Source organism: Bacteroides muris (ex Afrizal et al. 2022) (genome assembly GCF_004793475.1).
GTDB classification, from domain to species: domain Bacteria; phylum Bacteroidota; class Bacteroidia; order Bacteroidales; family Bacteroidaceae; genus Bacteroides; species Bacteroides muris.
In genome coordinates, this window is the sequence record NZ_SRYZ01000063.1 from 1 (window position 1) to 20,882 (window position 20,882).

A 20,882-nucleotide genomic window follows, 5' to 3' on the forward strand; every position below is an offset into this window, starting at 1 on the left:
TGGGCCAAATTTATTTAATGTTTAACTAGTCCCTATTTTTTATGGGACACTAATGTATTAAAACATAAATAGTATGAGCTTATTTGATTATTTTAGAAAACGTCAGAAGTTTTCCGTAGGGGATCCTGTAATGACAGAAGAAATTGTTGAGAATGGAAATCGGGAAACTGATGAAACAGAATCGGCTGGGAATAGCAGTTCTACGGTGCTAATTAATTATGGTACCGGCATGCCTATTGATTTAATCTATAGTTTCCTAAAGGAAGACTACGAGACGAAAGGTTATGACGATGCATTGTCTAATCCGGATGTCTCGTATAAGGAAATGAATAAATCTATGATTCGTAGCAATCTGGAAATAAAGTTTCGTCAAGTAAAGCTGAGATACACGGATAATCTGCGCAATTTGGATTTCCATATAAGATCTCGCTCTGAGGCCGGTTTGGTTGACCTTGTTAAACAGCTTGAAATGAGGAAGGAGATGTTGCTTCAGCATATGGAAGAGTTAAATAAAATGGAACGGGATTTTCAAGAAAACGCGCCTTATATGACAGGAATGCTCCTGTCTTATGAAAGAGGTTTTTTAAGAGGACTTGGCGCATTGTCATTAGAACAAATTGAAAGGAGGAATTAATTATGAAATGGTGGTTGCAGTTCGGATGTTTTCTCACAGGTTGGAATAGGCGGATTTTATCGCAATGCAGTGAAGCGAGTTTTAAGTATCTGAAGAAATATACAGCGGCTTTGCTGATATTGATTATTTTGTGGGGTTTTACGGGCTTTTGTTTTGCCCAACGTTATGTACATACACCTTTATGGGGATGTGTTTTGTCATCAGTTATTTTTATAGTTATAGTAATTCAGATAGAAAGACAGATAATATTGGCAGTGAAGACTAGTAAATTCATTTTTGCTTTTCGTTTTTTTATAGCAGTGATTATGGCTGTTTTAGGTTCTTCGATATTGGACCAGGTGATATTTGGTGAAGACATAAAGAGGAAGATGGTGGAGATAACGGATAGACAGGTTGTGGAGTTGTTGCCTTCAAGGTTGAGGACTATTGAAGACAAGTTGAATGAACTTCAGCAAAATATCGATTCATTGGAAAGCAAAACTGCAATGTTGAATGAGGAGATAGCAAAGGAACCTGTGAAAAAAGCTGTGACTACGACTACCACTTATAAAAATGTGCAGCAAGAAGATGGTACATACAAAAAGATTCCTGAAACTACAGTCTCGTCGGTTCTGGTACCGAATCCACTGACTAAGCAGGTAGAAATGAATGGACTTAATTTGGATAGATTACGGAAACAACAAGATGAGTTTGTGCAGAAAAAAATAGGAGTAGAAGATAGCTTGCGTGAAGAATTATCAACTAATATTGGTTTCTTGGAAGAGTTAAGGGCTATGCTGGAGATTATTCTTACTCGGAAAGAAGCTATGGTTTTCTATATTATCATTTTCTTATTTTTAGTATCTTTGGAATTATTTGTGGTAGCCAGTAAGGTGGGTGATAAGAAATGTGATTATGAGTTGATTATAGAACATCAGTTGAATGTAAAAGCGACAGCTTTGGATGAATTGGTGAAAAATATACGTTAAGCTAAGAAAGTAAGCGAGTATAAAATTAGTAACTTCAAAAAGTGGGAATTATGAAAAAGAAAAGAATGTCAATTAGAAATTGAAAAATAGTGGGAAATTGTTGAGCATAAAGTAACAGAAAGGATTAAATAGGAGATATAAAAGTTGGGAAAACAAAATTTAATTATGGATGATGAAATGACAATGCGTGAAATTATTGCTAATCAAGTTTCTATTAGTGAACAAGAAGATGCATACGCAGCACTTGAAGCAAAGTATAATAATGTAGAAGAAGCGGTTGAACAAGATTTGTTAAGAGCGCAATTTGATAGGGTAGATGAGGATTTTGAAGGGCAAGACATGCTTGCTGCTCAATTGGATGGGGTAGAGGATATAGCAGAAAGTGGCTCTGGGTTTGTAGAAGAATGTGAAGATTTTGTTGACAGAGAGGAATTTATTAAGAGTTTAAATGTAATAGAGGAGAATTATATTGAAGAGGATGATTCTGATGATTGGGAGAGTATTGATGATAATCCTTATTATAATGATAATTTGGATATGGATCAACAATCTCCGGAGTTCTGGGATAATCTTTAAAACTATTTAACTACTGATGGAGAGATAGTAACTACTCAGCTATGTAAACTTATTATCATTCAATGTGTTATGATTAACAATATGCTTCATTTTAGATCTTTTGAAACCGATTCTGTTGGGTTGATTGATAAATACTTATTGATAATCAATGAGATAAGCAATTGCAGATAGCTGAGTAGTTACGAGAGATAACGGAGGGTACGGTTGTCAATCTGCGGAATGTGGATTTGGGTGGTCTGGAGTTGAATAATATAAAAACTTCAATTGTGAAAAATCAAAAAGCACCACTGTTGTTGGGACAATCTGTATTGAGCAGGCTTGGAAAGATAGAGATAGATAATGGAAAGAGGGTGTTGAAAGTTACATATAAAGAAAGGAAATGATGTATGACTAAAGTTGCTCAATGCAGCAAATGTCGGATAGGTAAAGGTGTTCACTGTGAATATTATAGGCCTACGGATGACAGTGATTGCTCTCATTTTGTGTTAGGTATAGATCGCGCTGCTGATAATAACAAGGCTTTCGTGTGGAAATATATCTGGTATGTTGCCATTGTTGCATGTTGGGTTGTTGGAGCATGTATGGAGGACTGGTGCTTTGCTTATATAGGAGGCTTTATATTGTTTTTGGTTTTGTTTTTACTTTATTTTATTATTGTTCGGGCAAGAAAATTGTTTAAATGTTATCCTTATATGAAGATAAGAAAGCTGGTAATTGATACGCTAAGGAATATAGGCTGTCAGCCGGAAGTGGATAAAAAGACAGAAGACGTACGTTTTAAGTATCAAGGGGAGGGCTTTGTCATGAAAATTGAGTCGAATGCGACTTTAACGATTTATAACCCCTGGTGGAGCGTTTTGGATTTGAACGATCCTAAAATTGAAAACTTAAAGGATGCAGTAAATCAGGCTAATATGATTACTATGCCTGTGACAGTGTATTCCATAGATAAGGATGAAAGTCTTTTGGGGGTGCATAGTCAATATAGCATGTTCTTTACTAAAGAAATGAGTGATAAAGAGTTTCTCTTCACTACAGTCTTAGATAGCTTTTTCTCTGCTCATCAGGAAGTAAGAAGACGGTTTATTGCCTTGAGTGATGTTCAGAGGGAAGATAAAAAGAAAGACCGGGTGAGGATAAAAGGATTTGCCTGTTCAGAAGATGTTAATATGAAAAATGAATGAATGGAGGATTTTATTATGGAGGATAAGCTTAATAGCTTATGACAACTACCCTGTAGAGACCGGAAGATATAGGCGTATTCATTATCAGAGGTTTGCGTGTATAGCTTGTAGAGATTACCACCTTATTCTTCTTATTTCCTCTTTATTTTCCCCTCTCCTTGTAGAGACGGCGTTTTTGTAATCCTTTGTTTTTAAATGATTTATGAAAAATGGTTGTAGATGCCATTTTCTTGTTTTCCCTTGTTTCCCGCCCTAACTTTGCAACATCGAATTTGAGAAAAGCAGACGGCTGAATCGTTGAGGCCTCACGATGAAAACTTCTGCTTCTCGGGTGAGACAAGAGAAACCGTATCATTATTAATTAATCATTTAAAACATTACGATTATGGCATTTTTTAGAAGAATTCAGAAGAAAGTAAACAATTTGTGGTACCCTCAATCTGTAACCTGGGGTAAGGCGGTTACTACCCGTGAAGTGGCAGATGAACTGTCTGTCATTTCTACCGTGACCCGTGGTGACACATATGCAGTGATGGAGAATTTGGGACGTGTATTGAGTAATTTCATGGGACAGGGACGTACTGTGAAGATAGATGGTGTAGGCACCTTCTACTATACTGCCACCTCTACCAAAAGAGGAGTGCTGACTGCTGCGGAGGTAAGCGCTTCGCTGATTAACGGAGTGCGCGTTCGTTTCCTGCCCGAAGTGGAGCGCAATAGTGGCCGTCAGGTGACTACCCGCAGCATGGTGAATACGAAGATTGTTTGGGAAGAATGGGGCAAGACCTCTACCTCTACGGGCGGCAATACCGGCGGTGACGACAGTGGCAACCCCGGCGGCAGCGACGGTGACCAAGGCGAGAACCCGTTGGGCTGATTCTCCTTCTTTGAAAGTAACTGATGACCGACACAGTTTCTATGCTAAAAGCTTCCCGTACAATCTCTTGGTTGTGCGGGAAGCTTTACTTTTTAGCATCTTTTATCATTTTTCTCTGCCTTTCTTTAATGGATTATCGCTAATTTCGAGCGATTTTTCGTAAATGTGGCTGAATAACTAATAATTTATAATATGGAGAACTTGAATACAGCACTTTTGCTGATGGTGGTAGGTATGGCAACAGTCTTCGCTATCCTGCTGATTGTTATTAACTTAGGAAAAGCTCTTATTGCATTGGTGAATAAATATGCGCCCGAAGAGGTGGCACCGGCTAAAGCAGCGGCAAATGGTCCCGCACCTGTCCCCGGTAATATTCTGGCAGCTATCAGTGCTGCCGTAACAGTAGTGACACAAGGTAAGGGTAAAGTTGCTAAGGTAGAAAAAATCTGAATCAATTATAAAAATAAAAACACACCGAATAAATTAGTATGAAAAAGGAAATTAAATTCAGCTTGGTATTCAGGGACATGTGGCAGAGTGCCGGAAAATATGTACCCCGCGTTGACCAGCTGGTGAAAGTAGCTCCCGCCATCATCGAGATGGGTTGTTTTGCGCGCGTGGAAACCAATGGCGGAGGTTTTGAACAAGTAAATCTGCTGTTTGGGGAGAATCCGAATAAAGCCGTGCGCGAGTGGACGAAGCCGTTCCATGAAGCCGGTATCCAGACCCACATGTTAGACCGTGCCCTCAATGGCCTCCGCATGAGTCCTGTGCCCGCTGATGTGCGTAAGTTGTTCTATAAGGTGAAGAAAGCGCAGGGTACGGACATCACGCGTACCTTCTGCGGTCTGAACGATACCCGCAATATCATCCCTTCCATCGGTTATGCACACGATGCCGGAATGATTTCCCAATGTTCGCTCTGTATCACCCATTCACCTATCCATACAGTAGAATACTACACGAACATGGCTTTGCAGCTTATCAAGGCAGGTGCCGACGAAATCTGCATCAAGGATATGGCAGGTATCGGACGTCCGGTTTCTCTAGGTAAGATTGTGGCCAACATCAAGGCGGCACATCCCGATATTCCTATCCAGTACCATAGCCATGCAGGTCCCGGTTTCAATATGGCAAGCATTCTTGAAGTGTGCGAGGCGGGTTGCGACTATATCGACGTAGGCATGGAACCGCTGTCATGGGGTACGGGACATGCAGACTTGCTCAGCGTGCAGGCTATGCTGAAAGATGCAGGCTTCCAGGTGCCCGAAATCAATATGGAGGCATATATGAAGGTACGTGCCCTCATCCAGGAGTTTATGGACGACTTCCTCGGCTTGTATATCAGTCCACGCAACCGCTTGATGAACTCCCTGCTGATTGGTCCCGGACTGCCGGGCGGCATGATGGGCAGTCTGATGGCCGACTTGGAGTCCAACTTGGAATCCATCAACAAATACAAGGCAAAACGCAACCTGCCTTTCATGAAGCAGGACGAATTGCTCATTAAGTTGTTCAATGAAGTGGCATACGTTTGGCCGCGCGTAGGTTATCCTCCATTGGTGACTCCGTTCAGCCAGTACGTCAAGAACCTCTCCATGATGAACGTCATTGCTATGGAGAAGGGCAAGGAACGCTGGGGCATGATTGCCGATGATATCTGGGATATGCTGTTGGGCAAAGCCGGTAAGTTGCCGGGTGAATTGGCTCCTGAACTTATCGAAAAAGCGGAGCGCGAAGGACGCAAGTTTTTCACCGGCAATCCGCAAGACAACTACCCCGATGCTTTGGACAAGTACCGCAAGCTGATGAAGGAAAACAAATGGGAATTGGGCGAGGACGACGAAGAACTCTTCGAGTACGCCATGCACCCGGCTCAATACGAGGCCTATAAGAGCGGCAAGGCAAAACAAGACTTCCTGGAAGACGTGGAAAAACGTCGTGCCGAACGTGACAAGTCTCCGCTGGACGATGCCAAACCCAAGACGCTCACCGTGCAGGTGGACGGTCAGGCTTACCGCGTGACGGTAGCCTATGGCGATATCGACCTGCCCGCCTCGGCCACAGACAAGGTTTCTGCTTCCGTAGGCGAAGGACAGGATGTGCCTGCTCCGTTGGAAGGCAAGTTCTTCCTGACCAAGAACACGCAGGAAACTTCGTTGAAGGTAGGCGATAAGGTGAAGAAAGGCGACCTGCTTTGCTATATCGAAGCCATGAAGACATACAATGCCATCCGTGCGGATTTTGATGGAACGGTGACGGCTATCTGTGTCAACCCCGGCGATTCTGTTTCTGAAGATGATGTATTAATGAAGATAGGATAATGGAAGATATATTTGCAAAACTCTATGACATGACGGCCTTCAGCAACATCATTGCCGATCCGTCGTTCCTCGTGATGTATGCCATCGCTTTCATCCTGCTTTATTTAGGTATCAAGAAACACTATGAACCGCTGTTGCTGGTGCCCATCGCTTTCGGTGTGCTCATTGCCAACTTTCCCGGTGGTGACATGGGTGTGGTTCAGGCGGACGAGAACGGAATGGTCATGGTAGGCGGGGTAATGAAGAATATTTGGGAGATGCCGTTGCACGAAATCGCGCATGACCTCGGACTGATGAACTTCATCTATTACATGCTGATTAAGACCGGTTTCCTGCCTCCTGTCATCTTTATGGGTGTGGGTGCGATGACTGATTTCGGTCCGATGCTTCGTAACTTGCGTCTCTCCATATTCGGTGCAGCGGCCCAGTTGGGTATCTTTACCGTGCTGCTTTGTGCCGTGTTGATGGGTTTTACTCCGCAGGAAGCGGGTGCGTTAGGTATTATCGGTGGTGCCGATGGTCCTACCGCTATCTTTACTACCATTAAGCTGGCTCCTCATTTGCTGGGTCCTATTGCCATTGCTGCTTATTCTTATATGGCGCTGGTACCGGTCATCATTCCGATGGTGGTGAAGCTGTTCTGTACCAAGAAGGAATTGATGATTAACATGAAGGAGCAGGAGAAACTGTATCCTTCGAAAATCGAGATTAAGAATCTGCGTGTATTGAAGATTATCTTCCCGATTGCTGTGACTACGGTTGTCGCCTTGTTTGTGCCCACGGCAGTGCCTTTGATTGGTATGTTGATGTTTGGTAACCTGATTAAGGAAATAGGTTCTGATACGAGCCGTCTGTTCGATGCGGCAGCCAACAGTATTATGAATGCGGCTACTATTTTCCTTGGACTGAGCGTGGGTGCCACCATGACCAGTGAGGCTTTCTTGAACTGGACGACCATTGGTATCGTAATCGGCGGCTTCCTGGCGTTTGCACTGTCCATTACCGGCGGTATCTTTTTTGTAAAGCTGTTCAACTTGTTCAGCAAAAAGAAGATTAATCCGTTGATTGGTGCAACCGGATTGAGTGCCGTGCCCATGGCAAGCCGTGTCTGCAATGATATTGCAACGAAATATGACCCTAAGAACCATGTGCTGAATTACTGTATGTCCAGTAATATCTCCGGTGTAATCGGGTCGGCTGTTGCGGCGGGTGTGCTGATTTCGTTCCTGGGATAAACAGTCTGTAGGAAAAATATAAAGAAACTCCGGTATGGCTTTGTAAAGCTATGCCGGAGTTTTTTGTATGTTTTTTAAGGAGCATTTCATTCACTAATCACCTTCCTATATTCAGCTACCGCCATTTTCTCTGCCAGATACGCATCAATCAGGTTGGTGTGTGCCTGCGTCCACGAGAGTTGTGCGGACAATACATCTGCCATGCTGGCTTTTCCTTCATTATAGGAGAAAGTGACAAGGTCCAGATTCTCTTCGGCGAGTGTCATATTCTCCCGGGCAGTCCTGACTTGCTGTTCAGTTTCCGTCAGTTTTGTGGTGGCTGCGGAGAGTTCTTCCAGGATATTGTCCGTTACATAGCTTTGTTGCAGCTTCTGTATGCCGATATAGGCTTTCTGTTGTCGGTTTGTCTTGAAGCGGGCTCCCCAACGGAAGATGGGGATGCTGACATTGACCCCTGCGACGGGAGTATGAGGTACATCCTGCCCCATATAGGCGATTCCCGTATCCCAACCGGTAGCGAGGAACATGCTGACTTGTGGGTTGTAGCGGCTGAGGGCGGCATGCCGTTGCGCTTCACTGCGGGCGATGTTCACGGAGGTACTGGCATATTCTGCCCGGCGGGGCAGTACATCATCCAGGCCCAAAGGAATGATGGGGGTAGTCGGTATATCTATTTCGGCTATGCTGTCTATGGGAGCGTTCGGTTCCGAGCCCATCAGAATGTTCAGCTGTTGCAGGGCAAGGGTATGTTTTTGGCGTGCCTTGATGTACTGCAATTCGGCCTCCTTATGCCGGGTGGAGATCATCAGCAAGTCTGTGCGGCTGATGGCACCCTCGTCGAAGCGGTCTTGGATGATGTCGTACTGCTGTTGTACAATGTTTAGAAAGGTGGTTGCTGCCGTCAGGCCGGCACGGGCGGCAGAGGCATTCCAATAGATGGCATCACTTTGGTAGTGTATCTGGTCGAGGGTCAGTTCTGTGGTAAGTTGCTCCAGTGCCTCGTCGGCTTGGGCCATTTTCTTTTGAGCTATCAGGGAACCTCCGGCATAAAGCGGTTGGGTCAGGGTGGCAAGTGCCTGATAGGTATAAGGGCGGTAGTCTCCTTTCGGACTGTTCCATTGGTCCAGATGATTGAGATTGGCGGTACCCTCGGCGGTGATGTCAATCTGGGGCAGGAAACCGGTGGAGGCAATCTTGCGTGCCTCGGTACTGGCGAATGTTTTCAGATGCTGTTGTTTTAGAATCTGGCTGTATGCTTCTACCTTGTCGCGGTATTCTTCGCGGCTCAGATAGGTTTGTTGCGCCCCGGCATTCAGTCCGAAGCACAGTAATGATAGGATAAGTATATTTGTTTTCATCATTCAATTGGTAAACTGTAAATTGTTGAATGTTCTCTCATTTGATTTTATGAATGGCGCAATAAGCCACCGGCAGCACGAATAGAGTCAATGCCGAGGCTACCAGCAAACCACCCATGATGGTTGCCGCCATGCCGCCGAACATGGCATCGAACAATAACGGCAACATTCCCAGGATAGTGGTACCCGATGCCATGGCCACCGGGACAATACGGGTGGTCGTTGCACTGATAACAGCATCACGCGGTGCTTTTCCGGCAGCGGTTTCCGTATCAATCTGGTCCACCAGCACGATGGCATTCTTGATATTCATTCCAATCAGCCCCAGCAAGCCGAGGATGGAGAAGAAGTCGAATGATTTCCCCAATACCACCAGTCCCAGTACAATACCTATAAAGATAAGCGGCAGCATCAGCAGGATAACAATCGGCTTCCGGTAGCTGCGGAACAGAAACAGCAAGGTGACGAACATAAGGAAGAATGTCAGCGGCAGGTTAGCTGCCAGTGCGGCATTGCTTTCTGCCTGGCTTTCCTGCTCTCCGAAGTATTTCATGGTGTAACCTTCGGGCACTTCAATCTCCTCTTGCACTTGCTTCCATATACGGTTGAAGGCGGCAATGGCATTCACACCGCGGCGTGGGTCGGCCTGCGCCATCATCACCATCTGCCGGTTGTAGTCTTTCACATTGGAGAACTTGTACTGGAGGTCGAACCGGCTGACGACTTGTTCCAGAGTGGTTGTTTCGCGTGCAGTGCCGAATACGGGGAGTGTACGCAAGTCGTTGATGCGGAAAGAGTCGATGGTTTTATTCTTCAACAGAACGGGAAGTACTTGGTCTCCTTCCCTATATTCCCCAAGTGTCATGCCGTTCGTACCGATCTGGATGCTCTGTGCCATACTTTGACGGGAGATACCCAACGGTTGTGCGCGCTCCTGACTGTAAACGGGATGCCATACCGGTATCTTATTGCCCCAGGAGTTGCGTACGTTGATAAGTTCGCCGTCACGGTGCATGATGTCCAGAGCCTTGTTGGTCAGCATTACCAGCGTGTCCGCATTATTGCCGATGAACCCGATTTCGATGGCGGCATCTACGGCAGGGGAGAGTTTGAACAACATGGTACGGGTGATGGCGTTGGGATAGTTGGCTTTCATGTAGGCATCAAGCCTCTCTTCGTACTCTTTGGTATATTTGCTGTCCGTTACTTCCACCAGGATATTGGCGAAGTTAGGTTTGGGACCGACGGAAGTGGAGGCCAGATAGTAACGCAACGGCGTGCTGCCGAATGTGACGGATACCCGTTTCACTTCCGGCTGCTGCATCAGATGCGCTTCCACCTTTTTCATTTCGGTTTCTACTTCACGGATGCTGTACCCGTCCGGATAGAATACATCTGCCCGAAAGTAGGGTTTGTCCAGAGAAGGGAAGAAGTTCTGGGGCATCAGTCCCATGACGACGAGGGAGAGGACGAACAATGCGGTAACGCTTCCGAGGGTCAACGTCTTCTTGCGTATCAGTGTGCCAAGGATGGAAGCGAATTTATGGTAGAAAGGCTTGTCGTATGGATCCTTGCTATCGTCTTTAGCCTTTGCTTTCAGTATGAAGTTGCCGAATGTAGTGGTTTGTGTCAACGCCAGCACCCAACTTAATCCCAAGGAAATGGCCAGCACTATGAATAGCGGTTTCACGATTTCGGCTACGGAAGAGGGAGCCAGATACAGTGGCAGAAATGAACAGATGGCAATGAACGTTGCTCCCAGCAATCCCCATTGGGGACCGGTGGCACTGTCCATCAGCGCTTTCCGGCGGTCGATGCCACGGGCAATGGCAATCTGGGCATTGTCTGTCACCACGATGGCATTGTCCACCAGCATTCCCATGGCTATGATGAATCCGGCGAGGGAGGTCCGGTTCAGACCTACGCCAAGAAACGACATAATGAGCAGTGTGCCTCCGATAGAGAATATAAGGGAAGAGCCAATCAGTACTCCTGCACGCATGCCCATCACCAGCATGATGATTACAATCACAATCAGGATGGATTCTATCAGATTGATGATGAACCCGTTGTTGGCTTCTTGGGCAATCACATTTTCGGGATACAGACTTTCCAGTTCCAGCCCCACGGGGATGAGGGGCATGAGTTCGGCAAGCCTCCGGTCTACCAGTTCACCGGTTTTTGCCACATCCTTTGTCGGGTCGGTGGAGATGCCGATACCGATGGCGCGCTTCCCGTTGACGTGCATGATATTGCCGGGAGGTTCCATGTACCCTTTTTCAATGATGGCGATGTCGCCCAATCTGATTTGTCCGCCGGAGGTGGTGATGATCTGGTTTCGGATATCATCGACAGTCGTGTAGGTACCGTTGGCCACGATGCGTAATTGTTGTTCTCCGGTACTGATTTCACCCGTATTGATAATCTGGTTCTGCGATTGCAGCAGGCCGGCCAGCTGTTTGGGGTCGATGCCCGTTCCGGCCAGCTTGTTTACGGAGATGAATATATGGATGACCTCTGTTTGTGTACCGAAAAGGGCTACCTTCATCACACCGTCTGCCGTGATGACTTGTGTCTTGATTCGTTCCGCCCAGTTTCTCATTTCTTCGTAAGAGAAACCTTCGTCACCCACCAGACCGTAATAGATGCCGAAAACGTCTCCAAAATCATCCGAGACGGTCGGCACAGAAGCTCCTGCGGGCAGTTGGGGCTGTATGTTGAGTACTTTGCGCCGCAACTCGTCCCACTTCTGCGGAATGGATGCGGCAGAGAGTGACGGTTGCAGCTCGAAGGTTATCTTGGAGAGTCCGTACATGGACTCTGACTTTATCTTGTAGACGCCGCTCATCGACTGTATTTCGCGGGAGATGGGTTCGGTGACGAGCCGTTCCACTTCTGCCGGCTCCGCTCCCGGATAGCGTGTCGTGATGACTGCCGACTTGATGACGAAAGGTGCGTCTTCCTTCTTTCCCAACCTGCCGAACGACAGTATGCCGCCGACAAGCAGCACAGCCAGAAAGAAGTACACAATCTTCGTGTTGTCTAATGAATATTTGGCTAGATTCATAATGAATATTTTTTAGATAAATGGGAATCTGATGCGCCAATGTGATTAATCACATTAGTACCTTTATTGCTTCTCCTTCTGTCAGCTGGTATACTCCGGCCGTCACAACGGTTTCTCCCGGTTCCAGCCCTTTGGAGATAAGCAGGTTTTCCTCTCCTGTTGGAGAATAAACGCTCACTTCGCGGCGGCTGACTTTATTGTCTTCCACCACCCATACATACGTTTTTTGGTTTTCACTGTCACCGAACACGGCACTTAACGGTATATTCATCAGCTTTTCTTCAAGAAAAGGAGCGACATCCGATGCCAGCTTTATTTTGCATGTGAATCCCGGTTTTACGTCATAACGTGCACGGTCAAAGTGCGGGTCGTCAATTGCTATTGTCACCGGAATGCCCGTCCCTGCCGTGGAGATGTCAAGATACTCTTCCAGTCTGGAGTCGAAAGCCTCCGCGGGGTAGCTGTCGAACACCACCTTGAACTTTACGTCCTTGGCACGAAGCAGATAGAGATAGTCATCCGGTACGGTGAACTTGATTCGTAGCTTCTGTGTATTTACCAGCTGCACAATCCCTTCTCCCGCATTGACACGCTGGTAGTTCTCTACCAGCCTTTTTTCGATGGAACCGTCGAAAGGGGCTGTCAGCCGCGTATCCCGCATATTGTTGCCGGAGAGCTCGTAGGCGGATTTTGCTTTCTGATAGTTGGCTACGCTGATTTCGTATTCCTGCACGGAGATAGCCTGGCGGTCAAGCAGCCGTTTGTTGCGTTCCACTTGTGCGGCGGCTGTTTCGTAGGCAGCCTTGTCAGCTGCATATTGCAGGGAGATGTCACGCGGGTCGATGGCGGCAATCTGTTGCCCCTTCTTTACCCGCTGTCCCTCTACAACCGGAAGGCTGACGACTTGTCCGCTGACGCGGAAGGCAAGCCTCACATATTCCACGGCTTCTACCATTCCGGAGAAGTCTTTGCGGATAATCGTCTGTGAGCTGACTTGCGCAGTATTCACCGGTCGGATAAGGGTATTGCTACCCTTTTGTTTTTGCCCGCATGACGTGATGAGCAACGTCGTAACCAGGGCGAAAAGAAACATTTTTTTCATTGGTAAACAAGTGTATGGTTATTCGTTCAAGTATATAAAACATAAAACCGGGAAAACAACCAAATGTTCTCCCGGTTATATGATAAATGATGATTTAATGTGCCAATGTGCTAATTGGCTGCGCAATGTTCATACCGCGCTATCACGCCGCAGGTTATTGGCACATTAGCATATTGGCACATTGATTTTCAATTCCGTTCCCCGTTCCAGCGTATATTGGTGTCCGTAGACTTGTATATCCACTTTGCTGCCTGCTGTAAGCGAGATTTCTATTTCTTTTCCTACCCGTATGTGAAGCGTGTTCCTTAAATAATTTACCTTGAATGAATAGCTGTCCCATTTTTGTGGTATGACGGGGGAGAAACACAATGTCCCTTTCAATACCTGCATGCCTGCGAATCCGCGTACGATGGCCATCCAGCTGCCGGGCATACTGGTAATGTGCAGACCTTGGTCTGCTTCGTTGTTGTAGTCATCCAAGTCAAGTCGTGTGGCATGCAGGAAAAGTTGGTAAGCTTTTTCCACTTTACCGATGCGTGCAGCCAAGATGGAATGGATGTGGGGAGAAAGGGAGGATTCGTGTACGGTCATCGGCTCATAGAACTCGAAATTGCGGCGGACGGTTTCCGTGTCGAAATAGAAATAATAAAGGTAAAGTCCGAGCAATACGTCGCTCTGCTTGATGTAGCAAGAGCGCAGAATGCGATCCCATGACCAATGTTGGTTGATGGGGCGTTCTTCGGCAGGAATGTTGTCTGTACTTTCCAGTACTTTATCCATATAGCCGTCATTCTGGATGAAAATACCCCGTTCCTTGTCTTCCGGCAGGTACATGTGTTCGATGATGTCTCTCCACCGGGCGCTTTCCTCCACTTGGTCGAGATTGGTGATACGGCGTATGTGGGCATATTCATCCGGATATTGCTGTGCCACCATTTCCAGAAAACGGAGGGTCATCTTGAGGCACTGTATGCAGGAATAGTTGGTGTACCAGTTGTTGTCCACATTATTTTCATATTCATTCGGGCCGGTAACTCCCAGTATGACATATTTTTGTTTGGGTTGTGAGAAGGATACCCGTTGGCTCCAGAAACGGCTGACGGCAATCATTACTTCCAGACCATCTTTGGCAATATAGTCCATATTGCCCGTCAACACTGCATGCTGAACGATGGCATAGACAATGATATTGTTACGATGGATTTCCTCGAAGGTTATTTCCCATTCGCTGTGGCATTCCTCTCCGTTGTTGGTTGCCTGTGGAAACAACGCAGCACCCTCCTTAAAACCCAGTTTTCGGGCATTTTCTATGGCTTTGGAAAGCTGGTGGTGCCGATATGCCAGTAAGTTCTTTGCAATCTCTTTAGGAGTGGATAACAGAAAAAACGGTACACAGCACAATTCCGTGTTCCAGTAAGTATTACCTCCATATTTTTCTCCGGTGAATCCTTTGGGGCCGATGTTCAGGCGTGGGTCATCTCCCCGGTAAGTCTGATACAGCTGGAATATGTTGTACCGGATACCTTGCTGAGCTTCCGGGTCCCCTTCGATGACGACATCCGTTTCGTCCCAGATTTCCTGCCAGGCCCTTCGATGCTCTTCTACCAGCGTATTCCAGCCTATGCTCTTGGCTTCGAGTGCCTCGGCCACGGAGTGCTCTACCAATTCACTCCGTTCGTGATAGAGGGAAGAAGCGATGGCGGTATATTTGATGAGAGTCACGTTGTTTCCGGGTTTCACGTCGGCACCTACGCTGAAACCGGTCTGCTTTTCCTTTTCTATCCGTATGGGGTTGGCAGTGGTTTCTTTGTTGTTTTTGAAGAAGTGGTAAGTCATGGCGTAGCACACTTGTGCGTCTTCCCGGCGGGTCTGTGTCCAAAGATAGGCACAGTCACTGGTAGAACCGGAACGCAGGATGTTCCATATTTTCAGGCTTGGCAGGTCGGCATTGTCTACCATATTTCCGTCAAGGATGGGCACGAGCGAGATTCTGCCGGTATAGTTGATGGAAGATACGCTGTACTTGATGAGGCAGAGGTTGGGTCTTGCCATATTTGTGATATGTTCTACATGGATGCGGAGTTGGTTTCCGCGAGGAGATGTCACCTCCATGTCCCGGTAAGAGATACCTTCCTTCATATCCAGGCGGCGGTTGAAGCTGTCGACATCCCAATCTGCCAAATCGAGTTCCTCATCGATGAGGCGCAGGTTGATGCGGCTCCAGTCGGCAGCCTTGGGTATGCGGGTGTAATATGGGGGAAATCCGTTCTTCCACCATCCTACGCGGGTCTTGTCCAGAAAAGTGATGCCGGCCACAAATGAACCACGGTAACTGTCACTGCTGTAAGGCTCCTCAAAATACCCCCGTTGCCCGAAACGTCCGTTTCCGAGGCTGAATATACTTTCCGACATCCGTTGACAGTCGGGGTGGAACTGGTCTTCGATGATATTCCATTCATCGGTCTTGAGGTATTTCTTCATGGCGACGTGTTTTCTGTAGTTATCGCCGTAAAGTTAAGCAATATGCGGAAATAAAGAAGAAATGAAAAGGAAAAAACAAGCGTGCGGCAGGCTTTTTTCACCTGCTTTCTTGCCGGAGGGCTGGTAGTCTCGTCAGTAATAGGTGCTATGTACGGTCAGGAGAAGAGGTAACAATCATACGGTATGTAATAAAGACATGAATCATACCGTATGATTGCCATAATTATACGGTATGATTCATGTCTTTATTACAAAGATAACGGCTGTCCTTTGTACGGTGTGCCGGTCTCGGTTCTTTGTGCGTTATGTCTCGGAGGTGTGTGCTTACTTGCTTTTTTCTCCTTGGTTCTCTTTGATGAGGTATACGCAGGCGGCACCGATTATCAGCATGATTCCTGCCAGCACAAGCATATTGATTTCGGGAGGTAGTGCTCCTTTGGGAGTAAACAAGGCAAGGATGGTGCCGCCCAAGGCTGCCGCTATAATCTGCGGGATACAGATAGTTCCGTTGAAAAGTCCAAGATAAGTACCCATGTGTCCTCCGCTCAGTGCGTTGGTCAGGATGGTGAACGGCAGTGCCAGCATGGCAGCCCATGCGCAACCTATCAGCAGGAAGGAAATGAACAGCATATAAGGGTCGTGCATGAAGTAGGTGGAAATGAAGCCTATACCTCCCAGAACAAGGCTGAGTGAGTAGACCCGGCGGCGGTCTTTGAACATCGGTATGCAGATGGCCCAAAGCACGGAGCCGATGGCTTGCACGGCAAACAGCACGCCTACCCAGTCAGCGGCATTCTGGTATTGCAGGCTCTTGGTGTCGAGCACAACTTTGGTAACGCCATCCACCAGATGCTTTACTGTAGGAGCATCAAAGGCATTGGCAGCGATACTGCCGTTGGTATAAGTCCACATGAACATGAAGGCAAACCAGCAGAAGAACTGTACCAGTCCGACAGTCCAGAATGCTTTCGGAGCCTTTATGAGCAGCTTCAGCATGTTGGTCTTTTCGTGTTCTTCTTCTTCGGTGATGCCATGATACTCTGCATATTCGGCAGGCGGCATCTCTTTTACTTTAATCGAAGTGTAGATGACGCAGAAGATAAGGATGGCCGCTCCGATGTAGAACGAGTAAATCACCGAGTCGGGGATTACGCCTTGGGGAGCTGTATTGCTGATTCCAATCCATGCAAAGATGAACGGGAAGAGATAGCCCACCAGGCTGCCTGCATTGCAGAGAAAACTCTGGATGGAGTAGGCGAGTCCTTTTTGTTTCTCGTTCACCATGTCGCCCACCATCATTTTGAAGGGTTGCATGGCCATATTGATGGAGGTGTCGAGGAACATCAGCGATACCAGTCCGAAAATCATGGCCGTGCTTACTGCCATGCCGAAGCTTCCGGCATTGGGCAGCAGGCACATGACGAGTACGGCTACCAACGAACCTATAAACAGATAAGGAATGCGCCGTCCGAAGCGTGTCCAGGTCTTGTCACTGGCAGCTCCCACGATGGGTTGTACAATGATACCTGCCAACGGCGGAAGTATCCAGAAATAACTCAAATTATGCGGGTCTGCACCCAAAGTGGAAAAGATACGGCTTATGTTTGCACTCTGTAAAGCGTATGCAATCTGTACGCCGAAAAAACCGAAGCTGATGTTCCATAGCTTCCAAAAACTTAAATCGGGTTTTACTTTCATGATGGTTTAATATGTTTTATTATTTCGTAGTTCCTCTTATCACCAGATTGGTACGTACTATCTTGTTGCTGCTTTTCTCTTCTCCTTCCAGCTTTCCGGTCAGAATGCTGAAAGCGCTTTTACCCACTTCCTCGCCATGCTGTTCCACGGTAGTCAGCTTCGGGTCGGTGCTTTGGGCAATGGCTCCGTCAGTGAATCCGCAGATGGATACTTCATCGGGAACTTTTACGCCGACCAGTTTGCAGGCATACAGTATGCCCGAGGCTGTCTCGTCGTTGATGGCAAAGAAGCCGTCAGGGCGTTTTCTGCTTTCCAGCAGGTCGGGAGTGATGGAGATGGCGCGTTCGCGGGTGTCGCACAACAGAATCATGCTGTCGTCCACCGGAATCTTATACTTCTTCATGGCATCCAGATAGCCGTTCCGGCGGTTTTTGGTAATCTCCAGGTGGGGAGCCGCACCATAGAAAAGGATACGCTTGCATCCGGTCTGTATCATGTATTCCACTGCGGCAAAAGAGCCGGCATAGTTGTCTACCACTACTCGTTCGGTTTTCAGTCCCGTGCAGATGCGGTCGTAAAAGACGACGGGGATGTCATTGTTCAGCAATTCTTGGTAATGGTCGTATCGCGAAGTGTCCTTGGCAAGTGAAGCGATGACTCCGCAGACACGGGCGGCAAGGAAAGAATGCACAATCTTCACTTCCTGCTCATACGATTCGTTGCTTTGTGCTACTATGATATTATAACCGGCATCCGCCGCCGCTTTCTCAATTCCGCTCAATACGCAGGAAAAGAAGTGGTGTACCAGTTGGGGAACAATGACGCCGATGGTGTTGCTGCGGCTTGCGCGGAGGTTTACAGCCAGTACATTGGGCTTATAATTATGTTCGCGCGCATAGGCATGGACAAGGTCACGTGTTTCCTTGCTGATGTCCGGATTGTCTTTCAGCGCCCTTGACACGGTGGAAGGGGAGACATTCAGCGCCCGGGCAATATCCTTGATGGTAATTTGCGGTTTATTCATGGTATAGTTTTGAGGACAAAGATAAGGTAAACTTCCTTAATCCGATTGCAAAAATAACGTAATAAGGTAAATTGTGCTTATCCGTTGAGGTTTATCGGGTTGTAAGTTTGTGCAAACGATTGCGGTTTCTTATGCTTTGACAAATTAAGGCGAATTACGGTTCTGTATTCCCTAAATGCTTATATTTGCGGTATACAATAAATGATGATATTGCCATGAAACACATGAAATTCTTGACTTTCTTTTTTTGTATTGCCTTTGCCGTATTTGCATGCAGCAGCAATAATGAAACAGATTCCAGCGTCGGCGGACTTCCCGATAAGGAGGAATCTCTGGCTACGGACTTTGCTAAAGGTGCCGACATCAGTTGGGTGACGGAGATGGAACATAAGGGTATGAAATTCTACAATACCTCCGGTGTGGAGACCGATTGTTTTCAGCTGATGAAGGATTTGGGCCTGAATGCGGTTCGACTCAGAGTATGGTTCAATCCCAAAGAACATGATAACTGGTGCAATACGGCCGATTTGGTGACGAAAGCCAAGCGTGCCGCAGGGCTGGGTATGGATGTAATGGTAGACTTCCATTACAGTGACTGGTGGGCCGACCCTGGACAGCAGCATAAGCCTGCTGCATGGAAAGGACTGAACTTGGCCGACTTGAAGAAAGCCATCGCCGGCCATACTGCCGATGTACTTAATGCGCTGAAAGCGGCAGGAGTTACTCCCAAGTGGGTTCAGGTAGGCAATGAAATCCGTCTGGGGATGCTTTGGGATGAAGATGCTGCATTGAGTGGTGCGTCCTATGATGTGAGGGAATGTGATGTAAAGGATTCCGGCAGCACTTCCGAGGAAGTGAAATACCGTGAGAACTTTGCCAACCTGGCTGCTTTTATCAATGTAGGATACGATGCGGTAAAGTCCGTCTTCGACGATGCCATTGTCATCGTCCATCTGGACAATGGATATGACAACGAATTGTATACCTGGTTCTTTGATGAACTGAGAGCCAATGGCGGTAAGTGGGATATGATAGGCATGTCGCTCTATCCTTACTGGACGATGCTCGAGCACAAGGAATATACAGCTGATAGAACTATCACCGAGTGTATTGCCAATATTAATAGCGTAGCCCGGAAATACAACTGTGATGTGATGGTGGTGGAAACCGGCATGGAGTGTGCCGACGACAAAGGGAATCTGGCAAGTGCTTCCGTGCTGGCAGAAGGGAAACGCCAACTGGCCCGTGTCCTGAAAGAGTGCAAAGAGAATACCGGCGGACGCTGTAAGGGCGTGTTCTACTGGGAACCGGAATGCAGGCCGAACCAATATCGGCTGGGGGCATTCACAGAAGACGGCCGCCCCACTGTGATAATGGATGCTTTTAAATAATTATATTAACAAAATCTTTTAAAGAAGAATGAGAAAGACCATACTTATCTTTTCCTGCTGCGCTTCTCATGATTAGGACATCTTTGGTCTATTCGACCGCAACAACGATTTGCTGGAGGTAGCGGTTGTGCAAGACCTTGAAAAGCAAGCTTCGGTAAAGACTTGGCGTATATCACTGTCCGCGTCGTAGATAAGGACGGCAACCTTTGTCCGGCAGACAGCCCTTTCACCTTTTCTCTCAAACTCCCTATTCATCGGCTTTTTCGGTGAAACTTGTTTTATCTTGTACCCGCCCTCGGTTAAGGGCGCGCAGATTGGCAATTGCTTGTTGTCTGCTTCACTGCATGGGAATGCGGCGTCATTGCAAACTTGTTGCAAAGTTACTGCAAAGCTGTTGCAGCGACACTGCAAAGCTGGTTGCAGCGACACTGCAAAGCTGTTGCAGCGCTACTGCAAAGCTGTTGCAGCGCTACTGCAAAGCTGGTTGCAGCGACACTGCAAAACTGTTGCAGTATTACTGCAAAGCTGTTGCGGATTTTTGCAGTAGTTGTCTGTTGAATCATAACAAGTTATGTTAGGAGGGAAAAATGCGGAATCAAAGGTGGATATGCGATTCGTATGATAGTCGGGAAAGTTACTTGTGAGATGCGGCGGCACGAAAGAAAGAGGTCTCACCGGAAAATCCGATGAATAGGGAGTTTGGGAGAAAAAGGTGAAGGTGCTGAAAGATGAAATATGCAATCGTTTGCACTGTTCGTTTCCCACATTTTACACTCTCTTTATACTTTACTAAAGTAATAAAGCATATTTTTGTTGCGTCATGCTTTGGGTACTTGAAAGACGTTAGAAAGCGAAAGTACGAAAATTATTTTTCGAATAATATATATAGGTAATTAATATTGTTAACTTAGTAGTGGTGCGATAAAAATCCAACCACTGCGATTAATATATTAGTATTTAGTC

16 protein-coding genes are annotated in these 20,882 nt (G+C 46.8%); 9 read left to right on the forward strand and 7 right to left on the reverse strand.

Annotation, left to right across the window (positions count from 1 at the left end):
* The first annotated feature begins 73 nt into the window (after positions 1-73).
* The 8 genes from E5355_RS17270 to E5355_RS17315 all read left to right on the forward strand — a co-directional run bounded on the left by E5355_RS17270 (position 74) and on the right by E5355_RS17315 (position 7,798).
* Entirely contained in the window at positions 74-634 is a 561-nt protein-coding gene (locus E5355_RS17270; RefSeq protein WP_136011297.1) for a hypothetical protein, read from the forward strand.
* 2 nt (positions 635-636) lie between these two features.
* Positions 637-1,602: a DUF4407 domain-containing protein gene (locus E5355_RS17275; RefSeq protein WP_136011298.1), complete on the forward strand. Its 966-nt coding sequence runs from the start codon at positions 637-639 to the stop codon at positions 1,600-1,602.
* A gap of 165 nt (positions 1,603-1,767) precedes the next feature.
* Complete coding sequence (locus tag E5355_RS17280; protein WP_136011299.1) at positions 1,768-2,178, forward strand: hypothetical protein; 411 nt, start codon at positions 1,768-1,770, stop codon at positions 2,176-2,178.
* A gap of 386 nt (positions 2,179-2,564) precedes the next feature.
* The gene (locus E5355_RS17290) at positions 2,565-3,362 is read left to right on the forward strand and encodes a hypothetical protein (RefSeq protein WP_136011300.1); all 798 of its coding nucleotides are present in this window, start codon (positions 2,565-2,567) and stop codon (positions 3,360-3,362) included.
* 385 nt (positions 3,363-3,747) lie between these two features.
* Positions 3,748-4,239 carry an HU family DNA-binding protein gene (locus tag E5355_RS17300; RefSeq protein WP_136011301.1) on the forward strand — a complete coding sequence of 164 codons (492 nt, stop codon included), beginning with the start codon at positions 3,748-3,750 and terminating at the stop codon, positions 4,237-4,239.
* A 192-nt stretch (positions 4,240-4,431) separates the two neighbouring features.
* Positions 4,432-4,689, forward strand: a complete 258-nt coding sequence (locus E5355_RS17305) for an OadG family protein (RefSeq protein WP_136011302.1) — start codon at positions 4,432-4,434, stop codon at positions 4,687-4,689.
* Positions 4,690-4,727: 38 nt separating this feature from the next.
* On the forward strand, positions 4,728-6,563 hold the full coding sequence (locus tag E5355_RS17310) for a biotin/lipoyl-containing protein (RefSeq protein WP_136011303.1): 1,836 nt from the start codon (positions 4,728-4,730) through the stop codon (positions 6,561-6,563).
* Positions 6,563-7,798, forward strand: a complete 1,236-nt coding sequence (locus tag E5355_RS17315) for a sodium ion-translocating decarboxylase subunit beta (protein WP_136011304.1) — start codon at positions 6,563-6,565, stop codon at positions 7,796-7,798. The genes E5355_RS17310 and E5355_RS17315 overlap by 1 nt, the downstream gene beginning before the upstream one ends.
* A gap of 86 nt (positions 7,799-7,884) precedes the next feature.
* Here the strand turns inward: E5355_RS17315 and E5355_RS17320 are convergent, their stop codons facing one another.
* The 6 genes from E5355_RS17320 to E5355_RS17345 form a co-directional block, all read right to left on the reverse strand.
* Positions 7,885-9,159, reverse strand: a complete 1,275-nt coding sequence (locus E5355_RS17320; RefSeq protein WP_136011305.1) for a TolC family protein — start codon at positions 9,157-9,159, stop codon at positions 7,885-7,887.
* A 34-nt stretch (positions 9,160-9,193) separates the two neighbouring features.
* Complete coding sequence (locus tag E5355_RS17325) at positions 9,194-12,223, reverse strand: efflux RND transporter permease subunit (RefSeq protein ID WP_136011306.1); 3,030 nt, start codon at positions 12,221-12,223, stop codon at positions 9,194-9,196.
* Between the two features lie 49 nt (positions 12,224-12,272).
* The gene (locus tag E5355_RS17330; RefSeq protein WP_136011307.1) at positions 12,273-13,325 is read right to left on the reverse strand and encodes an efflux RND transporter periplasmic adaptor subunit; all 1,053 of its coding nucleotides are present in this window, start codon (positions 13,323-13,325) and stop codon (positions 12,273-12,275) included.
* Between the two features lie 165 nt (positions 13,326-13,490).
* Entirely contained in the window at positions 13,491-15,806 is a 2,316-nt protein-coding gene (locus tag E5355_RS17335; RefSeq protein WP_136011308.1) for a family 65 glycosyl hydrolase domain-containing protein, read from the reverse strand.
* 324 nt (positions 15,807-16,130) lie between these two features.
* On the reverse strand, positions 16,131-17,504 hold the full coding sequence (locus E5355_RS17340; RefSeq protein WP_136011309.1) for an MFS transporter: 1,374 nt from the start codon (positions 17,502-17,504) through the stop codon (positions 16,131-16,133).
* 19 nt (positions 17,505-17,523) lie between these two features.
* A complete protein-coding gene (locus E5355_RS17345; protein ID WP_136011310.1) occupies positions 17,524-18,528 on the reverse strand; it encodes a LacI family DNA-binding transcriptional regulator in 1,005 nt (334 codons plus the stop codon).
* Between the two features lie 215 nt (positions 18,529-18,743).
* On the opposite strand from E5355_RS17345, the gene E5355_RS17350 reads away from it, so the two are divergent.
* The gene (locus E5355_RS17350; RefSeq protein WP_136011311.1) at positions 18,744-19,919 is read left to right on the forward strand and encodes a glycoside hydrolase family 53 protein; all 1,176 of its coding nucleotides are present in this window, start codon (positions 18,744-18,746) and stop codon (positions 19,917-19,919) included.
* A 380-nt stretch (positions 19,920-20,299) separates the two neighbouring features.
* Here the strand turns inward: E5355_RS17350 and E5355_RS17355 are convergent, their stop codons facing one another.
* Positions 20,300-20,482, reverse strand: a complete 183-nt coding sequence (locus E5355_RS17355; RefSeq protein ID WP_136011312.1) for a hypothetical protein — start codon at positions 20,480-20,482, stop codon at positions 20,300-20,302.
* Positions 20,483-20,882 lie beyond the last annotated feature (400 nt).